The organism is Catenovulum agarivorans YM01 (assembly GCF_000281085.1).
GTDB classification, from domain to species: domain Bacteria; phylum Pseudomonadota; class Gammaproteobacteria; order Enterobacterales; family Alteromonadaceae; genus Catenovulum; species Catenovulum agarivorans.
The window spans coordinates 107,005-119,054 of sequence record NZ_JH767531.1 but is presented as its reverse complement, the minus strand read 5'-3'; the positions used below and the strand labels follow the sequence as shown (position 1 = coordinate 119,054).

The 12,050-nt window shown below is 39.6% G+C and carries 8 protein-coding genes; 5 read left to right on the top strand and 3 right to left on the bottom strand.

The genetic code is table 11. The features are described from left to right. Positions 1-190 precede the first annotated feature (190 nt). Positions 191-1,645, top strand: a complete 1,455-nt coding sequence (locus WSC_RS0114595) for a replication initiation protein (RefSeq protein ID WP_016956687.1) — start codon at positions 191-193, stop codon at positions 1,643-1,645. A 9-nt stretch (positions 1,646-1,654) separates the two neighbouring features. Beyond that, a complete protein-coding gene (locus WSC_RS0114590) occupies positions 1,655-2,548 on the top strand; it encodes a hypothetical protein (protein WP_016956686.1) in 894 nt (297 codons plus the stop codon). Between the two features lie 3 nt (positions 2,549-2,551). On the opposite strand, the gene WSC_RS0114585 is transcribed toward WSC_RS0114590, so the two are convergent. Next, positions 2,552-3,136 carry a hypothetical protein gene (locus tag WSC_RS0114585; RefSeq protein WP_016956685.1) on the bottom strand — a complete coding sequence of 195 codons (585 nt, stop codon included), beginning with the start codon at positions 3,134-3,136 and terminating at the stop codon, positions 2,552-2,554. Positions 3,137-3,561: 425 nt separating this feature from the next. Here WSC_RS0114585 and WSC_RS0114580 point away from each other — a divergent pair, with 425 nt between their 5' ends. Genes WSC_RS0114580 through WSC_RS22980 form a run of 3 tightly spaced genes read left to right on the top strand, consistent with a single transcriptional unit; the run spans position 3,562 to position 8,123 of the window. Further along, positions 3,562-4,083 (top strand): sigma-70 family RNA polymerase sigma factor, encoded by a 522-nt coding sequence (locus WSC_RS0114580; RefSeq protein WP_016956684.1) that lies wholly within the window; start codon positions 3,562-3,564, stop codon positions 4,081-4,083. After that, positions 4,080-5,162 carry a FecR family protein gene (locus WSC_RS0114575; RefSeq protein WP_016956683.1) on the top strand — a complete coding sequence of 361 codons (1,083 nt, stop codon included), beginning with the start codon at positions 4,080-4,082 and terminating at the stop codon, positions 5,160-5,162. Before WSC_RS0114580 ends, WSC_RS0114575 begins: the two co-directional genes overlap by 4 nt. Positions 5,163-5,201: 39 nt before the next feature. Further along, positions 5,202-8,123: a TonB-dependent receptor gene (locus tag WSC_RS22980; RefSeq protein ID WP_169315481.1), complete on the top strand. Its 2,922-nt coding sequence runs from the start codon at positions 5,202-5,204 to the stop codon at positions 8,121-8,123. A gap of 55 nt (positions 8,124-8,178) precedes the next feature. On the opposite strand, the gene WSC_RS0114565 is transcribed toward WSC_RS22980, so the two are convergent. Together WSC_RS0114565 and WSC_RS0114560 are read right to left on the bottom strand one after the other, a co-directional pair. After that, entirely contained in the window at positions 8,179-9,129 is a 951-nt protein-coding gene (locus WSC_RS0114565; protein ID WP_016956681.1) for a glycoside hydrolase family 43 protein, read from the bottom strand. A gap of 49 nt (positions 9,130-9,178) precedes the next feature. Beyond that, entirely contained in the window at positions 9,179-11,980 is a 2,802-nt protein-coding gene (locus WSC_RS0114560; RefSeq protein WP_016956680.1) for a TonB-dependent receptor, read from the bottom strand. Positions 11,981-12,050: the final 70 nt, after the last annotated feature.

The following is a 12,050-nucleotide window of genomic DNA, read 5'->3' as shown; positions in this document are numbered from 1 at the left end:
TGTGGCCGATTATACGAATGTCAAAACTCGAGACTCGTAAATATGGCCACGATAGCAGTAAAAAAGGCCTCAATACGCGTAAAAAAGGCCACGTTAACCCATGGCCTGTGGATAACTAGCTATTGCACTTAAAGTGGCCTTAGTGTATGTTCTATGCCACTTTATCAGCATTCGCAAAACGCAAGCCTAGATGAACAAAAAGCAGCTCACATTAAAAGAAAAAAACGAGATATATAAAAGTGACCGTGTATCGCTAATGACGTCGGAAGGCGGAATTATGACGGCTACTATGCTTAAATGTTTCAATGCAATACAAGTTAGCTTACAAAACTTTGTTGTTGAACACTACACATGTGTAGACACAGCTGAAGATGTATTAGGTGAAAGCGTTTTAGAATTTGAAGTTCCATGGGTTGAGTTTTGTCAGACTATGGGCTGGAAATCTACAAATAGAGATAGTGCGAAGAAAACTGTAAAAACACTTAGGCAAGTTCAGGTAGAGTGGGGGCTAGGTGAATACGATACAGGTAGTGCAGGTTATTTACATATTATAAGTGGCGCAAAAATTGACAACGGAGTTTTGTCAGTACGTATTGACCCGTTAGTTCGTCGAGAGCTTTTAAACCTACGTGGACTTGCTAGTATTGCTTACGATGTTAGCTTGATCAATTCTGCTTGGAGCGATAAGTATACCCCGAGGTTTTATGAACTTTGCCTACGTAATTGGCGCGATGGTAAGAATTCAACACGATATTCAGTTGATGGCATTCGCGAAGCTGTCGATTGCCCATATGAAATTATAAATGGTGAAAAGGTTTGGGCAAATGCAGAGTTTAGAGATTTCAACAAGCGGGTATTAGCCAAGGCTGTTAAAAACATTAACGAATCAAATTTTATTGATTTTAACGTTCAAGTAAAAACTATTGGCAAACCGGTACATACTATCTTTGTTGGTTTAAGTTTAAAAGACTCGTTAGACAATACGCTTAATGAAAGAGTGGCTAAACAAGTCCTCAATCAGTTACTCGAACTGGGATTAAAACAAGCGGCAGAAAACTTTTTTGATAAAAAACACGGATATAGTAATTCTTTGCACAAACTATCTTCGAAAGAATATCACTACATTCAATACTGCTTAGAAAAATATATTGAAAAAATCGGCACTATCCGGCCTGGAAATGAATCACGCTATTTAACAACTTGTCTTGAAAGAAATGAAGAAGGTTTTGAACCCGTTTGGGCGAAAATTCAAGATTCATTAGAACAGGAGCTTAAAAAACAAAAACAAGAAAAGATTGTTTATGAACAGCAATTAAATGAAGCGAAAAAGGCCAAAAGAGCTGAAGTTAAAGGTGCATATAACGCGAGTGTTGTGGCTGAATATATGGATGAGTTGTCGGAATCAGAACGACAAAGTTTAATTGAACAAGCGGCCAAAGCGCAAAACAAAAGTAACCCATCAAGACTTTACGATAGACTTCCACAAGCTGCAAAAAATGCCATTGTTAGACAGTACGTTTTAAATAGTGGTTTAGTGGATGACATGATAGACCAAGCAAGATTGAAACGATTACTGAAAAATGCAGACGCTGCGGTTGAACAAGATTTTAAAGTCAACCAACAAAGACTGACGGTTAATCATTAGGATTGTTAAGTGGAACACGTTAATTTTGTCCGCGCTCTGTTTAAAGAACTGATTGCCCTAATTGCTTCTTTTGAAGCTGAATTAACTAAACATCAACAATCTATTACAACTTTTGCTTATCGCCTTGGTCCATTATCTCTGTTAAATAAGTCGCCTAGTTCTTTTAGTGAACTGGTAAGTTTATCAGAGGTTTTTCGAGCCTATAGTCACTTTGATATTGAAGCCGGTGAGAATGGAAAATTCGTTCACCGTTATCCAGGTGTAGTCGCTGTGCGCAACGACAGTATTTTTGAAAGTTTAACTTCGCATATCATTTCGATTAATAACATTAAAAAATCTCTGCACGACTATATTGCTCAACATGGCAAACCGACATATATATTAGATGAAAACAAAAAGTCTACTTACGTAAAAAACGATCTGCTGTTTTCTTCATTACCGATGAAAAATCATCTGATGTTAACTCGCCACATAGAGATCGAAGATGAAAAACAATCATCCGTCAGTTTCAGTTGGAACATTGATTTTATTCACAGAAAAATTTCTGATCACACAAGTTTGATAAATAGTTTATTTAATCGAATTAGCCAACCTGAGCAGGGGCTTTCACAAAGTTTTTGGCAAAGTGAAATTGAAGCATTGATTGATAAAATTGAATGGCATGCTCAACAAGGTATCACTTTAAAAATTATTGATCCTAAACCTGTCGAACCCATGGTTTTCTTTGCCGGTTCGAAAAAGCGGATCAAAGCTAAGTTGCCTATGCTTGTACGGGCAACGGGAAATTTTTCCTGTAAAAAATCTTTAACGCCGCCGCCTATACATCCATTAGAAATTAAAAATGGCAGGGGTAATGAATATAAAAGGTTATCAAAACACTTTTATATTTATGCTTGTTTTTGATCCTTAGTTATCTCTTTCTAAATTAAAAATCAGCGAGTTTAGGTGTTCATTGCATACTTGTTCGATTTTATCCATAGAACGGGTAGTGCGAGATACAGAAACACCTTGTAAAAATGTAGCTTCAAGCACAGCTTTAATTAAAGTTTGGTGATGCGGATATAAAGATTTGAACAGCTGAGAAAACTCGTCTTGTGTTGAATTTATTTTAGGCTGAGTATTTGTGTAATTAGCGTGAAATTGACTAAGCTCTTTGCTGTAAGCACCATCTGGTTTTAACAGATATTCTAATAAATCGGAATAGTCATCTGCACTGACCGCGTTTTTCATCGCATCTAATTTATGCAAAATATATGAATCGACAGTTAATGTAGATTTACCTGACTTTAGTCTATGCAGATAAGCACGAAAGCGGCCATTTAGTTTTTTAAAGGAAGCTTCATCAATTTGAGTTTTTAAATAACTTTGAGCATCCAAGTATGGAAGTTGCGTCAGTTGATTTTGTACTTCTGCTGTTGCATCGGAGAATATTCTGTCTTTGCGAATGAAGGCTAACCAGTGTTGGTCTTTTTCGCTTATTACTTTTGCCAAGTTGCTCTTCCTTAATTTTGTTACCTGTAACATTATAATTTAAGGGGAAATGGCATGCAACACCAGAGCAAAGCTAAAACTTATTGTTTACTCTTAAAATTCCCAACATGCCATCATTTAGCTAATTTAGTTGGAGCCGCTAGCTAGATTTTCGTTTGTTGAATTTTTTTACACAGGTTTTGAGTGTTGCAGTTTTTAATTATAAATATTTGCATGTTGGGAACTGTACTGAAACTTTTTATAAACGCCTAGTTACACTCTTCCCCTAAGAGCAAATATTAAAAAAAACTTAAAAAATTTTAATTTTAACTTTACGGGTTATATATCTATCCCCGTCTATATTTAATAGGAGAGTCTAATTTTGATTTATTAACATGCTAGCAACTGCTTTGTTGGTTTAGTCGTAAGGTTTTTTGGGGTATTAAATGTCGGCCATTTCGCGCATGTTTTTGCAATATAATGCTTTTTTAAAAAATTATATGCGCAAATTCCTTAAAGCTGAAAATGATATTGATGATTTAGTGCAAGATGTTTATGTCAAAGCCTTAGCGGCAGAACAAGGTGGTAAAATACAGCAACCGCGCGCGTATTTATTTCGAATTGCAAAAAATATGGCGCTCGACGAAATGGTTAAAAAATCTAGGGTTATGACCAGTTATCTGGAAGAGTGCGCAGATATTACCGCCGAAGAAATAACCGAGTCTATGGAAAGTGAAGAAGAAGCTGCCGAATATATTCGATTGTATTGTGAAGCGATGGAACTACTCCCCAAAAAAACGCGAGAAATTTTTATGTTGCGCAAGATATATGGATACAAGCACAAGGATATCGCTAGCAAATTAGGTATATCTATCAGTAGTGTTGAAAAACATATCAAATCAGCCGGTTTGTTTTGTCAAAAATATGGTGAAACAGGCCAACCAGCCAAATCAGGAGACTCACAGTGAATAGTTTCCAACAAATCAATGACAGTGCAAGCAAAATCGAGTTAGAAGCTTGGGATTGGATTGTCCGTTTAGACGGGGATGAACCGCTTAGTGATGAAGAAAAACAGCAGTTGTCTGCTTGGGTCAAACAAAGCCCTGAGCATAAAAAAATGCTGTGCAAACACAGTGCGTTCTGGATGGATGACCGAATAGCGCAGACAGTTCTGTCGGCATCTTCGACTTCTCAGCAAACAACAAAACAGTCATTTAGCTTGTTTGGTGCACCGAGTTTTGCAGTGTTGACTATGTGTTTTGTTGTATTGATTGCTGGATATTTTATACAAACGCCAGCAAGTAACCAGACTCAAGCGATTGTTAGCTATACCACTAACATTGGTGAATATAAAACTGTTTCTTTGCCGGATGGCACAGAGGTCATTTTAAATTCAAACTCAAAAGTCTTGGTCAACTATCAAGATGACAGCCGCAACATCTGGCTTGCTGAGGGTGAAGCGCACTTTAAAGTTAGTAAAAATCACAATCGTCCGTTTTATGTGGTAGCGGCAAATAGCCGAGTCCGAGTTGTTGGCACTGCTTTTACTGTTGACTACAGCAATCCTGACAATGTGGAAGTTGAAGTCACCGAAGGGCAAGTGTCGTTGGCATTAACAGAGCCGTTAAAGAAAATTGCTGACTTTCACAATAAAAATAACACAGCTAAAAACACAGAGCTGGCGCTTATGAGTGCAGGCGATTTTGTATCAATCGACAGTTCAATGGCTGCTGATACGCGAGCTAGTTCAATTGCGACTAGCATTACTCGTTTGAGCAAAGAAGAATTGCAAAATAGACAAGCCTGGCAACAAGGAGAAATGGTTTTTAATGGCGAAAGTTTAGCTTTTGTGATTTCACAAGTTGAGCGCTACACTGCATTAGATATTGATTTAGCAGATCAGCAACTTGCCGAGCTACGTGTAGGTGGGCGATTCAAAATAAATCAAATTGAATTCTTATTAACAAGTTTACAAAACAATTTCGATTTAGAAGTGCGTAGACTAGGTAAATACAAGGTTATTATTAGTCGCAACAAAGAAAAATAAATGAGACTACCTGCATTTATAAAGCTGGTTTGTTTGGGCTTGAGTCTTCCTGTTGATGCGGTTGCACAACATGGGGCTGCCGAAGAAACTAGCCCAGCACTATATTATGTAACTATAAAAAGAGCCAGCCTAGCGAGTATGCTGAATGAGCTCTCTCGCCAAACAGAAATACCTCTGATTTATTCTTACGACCAAGTTGAAAAAATTCAAGGCAATGCTTTGCATGGCTATTTTTCTTTGTCGACTGCATTAGATTACTTACTGTTAAATACAGGCTTGGCAGCCACAACATCTGGGTTAGAAATAAAAATAGTAGCCGATCGCAGCCGTCAGCCACTTGAATCTTCGCCAGCTATTATTGTTGATAACACACAACTAGATGAACAGCTAGATAAGACTGAAGTTATCCGTGTTAATGGTATACGCAGTAGTGTTATTCAAGCGCAGGACATCAAGCGTAATGCAAGTTCGATTGTCGATTTAGTTATCGCACAAGACATAGGTAAGTTACCGGACAATTCAGCCGCAGAGAGCATAGCGAGGTTAAGCGGCGTGCAGGTGTTTCGCTACAAAGACGAAGTGAATGGCATTATTGTACGAGGGTTGCCGGACTACAACACAACCTATAATGGTCGAGAAATATTTACTGCAGAGTTACGCAAAGTCCAATTGCAAGATATGCCGTCGCAATCACTGAAAAGCATCGAGGTGTTAAAATCAGTCTCAGCAAAAATGCTGGAATCTGGAATGGTTGGCACAGTGAACGCAACAACTTATCGGCCGTTTGATTTTACTGGCCAGCAAGTTTTGGGTCAGTTTGATTTGAGCTTTGATCAAGCTTTAACTGTAAACGGCGGTAGCGGCAATTTGCTCTATTCTAACAGGACAGATCTGGCATCAGGTGGTGAACTAGGCATGTTGGCGAATATCAATTTACGCCACGACAATTATTTAAATAGCGTACGTTATGCCGCGCCGAGCTTTCAGCAATTAAACTCAACCGACATAGGCGAGGTTATATTACCGACCAGTTTGGGTTTGTATAATGTTGGTGGTGATAGGGGACGAAGTTCGGCTAATTTTGCCATTCAGTGGCGCAACGATGAACATTTTGAAGTTTATTTTGAAGGCATACATCAAGGCTATAGAGCTGAAAATTACATAGATTTATTTGACGTTAATTTGGTAAACCCCGACGCTCAGTTTAACCAGCTGCAATTGGTCACCCCCTCGCAGCCACAAGTTAGCCAATTTGCTATAACTAATCCCTCAAATCCACAAGGATATAGAAGCAACATTGATGAAAAAACCAATACTTGGCAGATCGCAGCTGGGATAAAGGGCCATGTCGATGCATTTGATTTCGCCACCGAAGTTGCTTTTACCCACTCGACCTTTGCTAGTCAAACTTGGAGTTTGGATTATTTAATTACCCAAGCACAATATCTAGAAGCTAAATTTGTTCAAGACAAGGGAGCAGTTTTTCGTTTGCCTAGTTTTGCTTGGCAAGAGCAGCGCAATTACTTGTGGCGCGGTTACTACGAAGAAAAATTTGATTCCGCCGGCGATGATGTGCAGTGGCGCGCCGATTTTAGTTACGACTTAAGCGACACTTTTATCAGCCAAATTGAATCGGGTATTCGTTTGACTAACAGACATGCGCAACTGCAGCGTGCTTGGCGATATGCAGATACACGTAATCAGATGCTGTTAATTGATGATTTAGCTCAATTTAAATGGCAAGCGACAGATAGCCATTTTTCTACTAAAGGTGACTATTTTCGCCAATATCTAGTACCAATTCGTAAGACTATCATAGCCAACAAAGATAAATTACGCCTCGCAAGTTTTAACGCGCTCGCTGCACAAAATTTTGCGACTGCGCCTTTTGCATCTGTGCAGCCGCTAATTGATCCCCTTAGTCTATATCAAGCAAACGAGAGAAGTTTTGCAGCCTACCTACAAGCTAATTTTGAACTAGATAATTCAGTTGTTAACTTGGATGGAAATCTCGGCGTGCGAGCTATACAACTTAATACTAAAGTTGACGGCAATAGTGTTAAAACAATAGAAGGGCAAGCCGATTACTATTATCAAAGTAGTAAAAACAACCAGTTTTATTGGTTACCGAGTTTAAATATACGCCAACACTTTTCCGACAGTTTGCATTTGCGCTTTGCGTACAATCGGGGGTTAACCAAAGTGAATTTTTCTGAGTTAAACCCAGCGCGTTCAATTCATGTGCAAGCAGAAGAAGCAAGTGCAATTGGCGGGAATCCAAATTTAACGCCGCTTATTTCAGACAATTTTGACCTCTCTCTAGAGCATTATTATTCACAGTCAGACCATATCAGTTTTTCGCTGTTTTATCGCGACATTTATGGTTTTTTACATCCACAAAACAACAGCGTATTTGATGCAGAATTTGGCCTCATCAATTTAACTCAGCCAGCTAATAATGGCCGAGGGCAATTGTATGGTTATGAATTCAATTGGCTAAGCTTTTTGGATTTTTTGCCTGAAACATTTGATGGTGTTGGCACTAGCATTAACGCGACTCTGGTTAAGGGGAAAACCGCAGAAGTTGATGCTCAAGGCCATTTTATTGGATATTCAGACATAGTCGGCTTATCAAAATGGACAGTCAACGGTATTGTGTTTTACGAAACCAATAAGTTTGGCGCACGAATTTCGTATAACTATCGCTCACCTTGGCTGCATTTCAACAATATTCAGTTTGATGATTCCAACCAATATCAGGCTAGAACCAACGAACGCCACAGGTTAGATTTTTCGCTGAGCCTTAAATTAGCTGAAAATTATAAAGTGTATTTTGACGTGCAAAATATATTAAATAAGCCTTTTCGCAACAGCAGTTATTTTGGCTCCGGAGTGCGTTATCCAATTGATGTTAGAAAGGAAGGGCGGCAGATGGCCTTGGGGCTGAGTTACAAATTTTAACTGTGAAAATAAAGCTTTGAGGGGACACATCCTCAAAGCTTTATGGATGCACCTGTTATTTAACTGGTGCGACACCTTCGCTCGTTTGGATTACTTTTTTCAAAGTACCATCACTGTTGTAATGGAGATAATCTATCGCCATTGAGCGTCTGAAGCTACCACCCGTTTCTGGGTGTTGCATCATACCTGTGTGGTAAAAGAAATAACTTTTACCCTTAAAATCAATAATACCTTGGTGGATTGTATTGGAATTAGCCGCACCTTCGGCAATTAACCCCTGATATTTCCACGGTCCAGTAATACTTTTTGCTGTTGAATAAGCGGTTTTTTCTGGAAAGCCCACTGCGTACGAAAGGTAATAGGTATCACCTTTTTTGTGTATCCAAGGCGCTTCAGTAAATCCTTTAACTTGCTCGTCAGGTACAACATGAATTGGCCCGTCTAGCTCAATCATATTGTCTTTTAGTTTGGCGTAATACGCTTTTTGATTACCCCAATATAACCAAGCTTGGCCGTCGTCATCGATAAACGCAGCAGGGTCGATATCATCCCAGCTAATCGCTGTTGCTTTAGTCATGTCGTTGGTCACCAATGCGCTACCACGTGCATCTTTAAACGGGCCAGTCGGCGAGTCACTAACGGCTACACCAATTGCTTTGCCGTGAATGGTTTTGTGATCACTTGTGGTATACCAATAAAACTTGCCATTTTTCTCAATTACATGACCAGCCCAAGCTGCACCAGAAGACCAAGTGAAATCAGTTGGTCGAAGTGGCGAGCCATGTGACTGCCAATTCACCATATCTTTGGATGAATAAACTAGCCATTCGTTCATGGTATAACCTTGATCGATTGCTGCCTCATCACGTCCAACATAAACGTATACAGTATCATCTACCACTATAGGAGCCGGATCTGCGGTAAAAACGTCTGTTATCGCTGGATTAGCAGCATAACTAGAACATGTATACATACTCAACAATGTGGCAATTGCCCACTTTTTCATATTAAACCTCTTTTTAACTACATTTTTTGCCAGGTTAAACTTGGCGACTTTATTCAAATTTAAATCTAAAACCTAAGCCAAAATAACGTCCTTCATCTCGCACATCGATAGGGAAGTATTGGTTTGGGGTAATTTGGCTATAATTTCTAAATGGTCGAGCAAGTAAGTTACCTATGTCTGCGTACACCAAATAATTTTCAGTAATATCGTAGCGAACTGAAAAATCTAGGCGGTCACGCGCTCTGGTTTTGCGGTCATACAATTGACCTTCGTGAAATTGAGTGTCGTATACCCATGGCGTGCGATAGTTATATGACAAACGTGTACCGAACGCGCCTTTTTCAAAGAAAATTGCCGCATTATATGTCCAATCTGATAGACCTAAGATAGGTCCATATTCACCTTGCTCGCCAAATACTGTTGGTTGAGCAATTTTGCCTTTGAGGTAGGTTGCATTTGCGCTAATACCAAAGTGCTTCCAATCACCTGGGAAAAAGTCAAAGAAGGTTTGTGCGTTTAATTCATAACCGTATACTTCGCCTTCACCTGTGTTTTCTGGGCGGTTAAGTCTTACCGTTCCATAGTCAGGCGTCTCTATATTACGTTCAAACCATTTAGTAAAACCAAATAAGTCGCGGTAAAAACCGGCAGCACTTAAATAACCAGTTTCAGAAAAATAGTACTCTAAACTGATGTCATAGTTAGTTGATGTTAGAGGTTTTAAGTCAGGATTACCTGAATGACCTATTGCATCCCAATCTTCTTCTGGGGCATTCGGATCAGTTTCACCACTGTCAACAATCTGGCTAATATTTAAAGCTGGGTTTAAATCACCAAAATGCACTTTAGTACGGGTTTTGGTGTAGCCTAACCTAAGTTGCAAGTCGTCCGTTAATTTGGCACGCAAACTGACATTTGGCAAAACATCTGTGTAGCTGTCTTTGGAGTTTCTTGGCTCGTTAATTACGCCGCCTTCACCATTGTTAACAGTTGATGTCCCGCTCATTTCAATATCGGTTCTGATAACTCTAACACCAACTACACCATCTATTTCGATAGAGCCAGCATCAAGGATATAATCACTTTGTAGGTAGGCAGCATAACTTTTTTCATTAGCTAAAAAGTATGTTGCTGGGTCAAGTTCTACGTTTTCTTTGGCATATCTGTCTAAATCAGCTTGTACCCAAGGCTGGGTAACGACCAGTTCTTGTAAAGCTTCATAAGCTAATTGACGTAGTTCTTTATTGTTTGCTGCAATACCTTCACGTGAAGGCACTAGATATTGGGTAAAACCTTGTTCATCACCGCGGAAAGGATTCAGGGTTAAACTCAGCTCGCCAACGGGCAGATCAGTTAGTGGAATATTCAAATCCATTGTGCGCGCGTAACGTGCACCAGATTTAATGCTGGCATTTCTATCTGAATATCTAAAACCTGTTTCTATGCGTGATACTAAGTCCCACGGAGTATAGTAGGTAAAGTCGGTACGCCACTGCAGGCCATCCCCCTCGGTGACTAGGGTTCGTTCAAAATAACCACGCCATTTATACAAAGACTCATCCATAACATTAAAGTTAGGTAAATCCCAAGCAACCCCTTTACCTGTATTAAAATTTGCCGTTACGGTTTGAGGTTCGGTTAATGCAAAGTCCAAACTCCATTCGTTTAGATCAAAGCGGCTGTTGGTATAAGCAAGGTCAGTGTGTATTTTTAAATTGTCCGATGTCCAAATTGCCCCTGTTGCCACCTGATTGGTATTGGTTTTACCTTCGTTGGTGCTACGAAAACCCTCTTGAGGTATACCACCGCTTTTGGTGAAGCTTTGTGCTTGATCTTCAGTTCCTTCAACGAGTACGACGTCAGTTAATTTTGGGTCGCCAAATTCAGGATGCCAAAAATTCAGGTTGGTCCAAAACTTATCAATGTAACCTTTGCCTCTATAGCCTTGATAAATGCCATCAAAATAAAGCTCTAAATTATCATTTGGCTTCCATTGAATAGCGACATTGGCAGAAGGACGTTCACGTTTGCCGCCATCATTGTAAATACCTACATCAATTGGAAAGGTAAAGTTACCATCTGCATATTGTTCTGGTGAAATGTCCCACCATTCAGCGCCTCTTGGATAAAAAGGTTCACCGTAGCGCACGCCATTGTAGTATTGCGATTGTGCTTTAGTGACATTCGCTAGAAAACCAACTTCACCTAAGCTTGTTTGCCATCGGTTAGAATATAACAAGTTGTAGTTAGGATCGGTTCTTTCGCTTTGATCGTTATAACTAACATGGATACCACCAGCAACAATTTGGTCGGCAAAATCAAATGGGCGACTGGTTCGAATGTTTACTAAACCTGCTAACCCAGGCTCTATCACTTTTGCAGTACCCGACTTGTATACTTCAATGCCTGCAATAGCTTGTGATGGCATATCCATTAGCTGAACGCGGCGCAATTCACCGGTGAAAATTTCACGGCCATTGTATGAGGTTGTTACATCAGGTAAACCACGAATAAGTACACCGTTTGCTTCATCACCCGAGCGCGTTACTTGCACACCCGTGATGCGAGCAATACTTTCGGCGGCGGTTTTATCCGGTAATTTACCTATGTCTTCGGCGACAATTACATCCATAATTGAATCTGAAGTCATTTTAATTTCTTGCGCCTTGATCATACTGGCTCTTAACCCAGTAACTTGAATCACTTCAGTTGCGTCTGCTTTCTTTTTTGCTTCTGCCTGAGTTTGTTCTTCATTTGTTGTTTGCTCAACTTCTTGAGCATTTAGTTTGATACTTGTTGCAATAGTCAGTGCTATTGCGGTTGGTATAAAAGGGATATGTTTTAAATACATATTCTGTCTCCCGCTTAAGAATTATCGTCTGATTTTTTGTTGGTACTTTGTTGTAAGGGAGAAAACACAT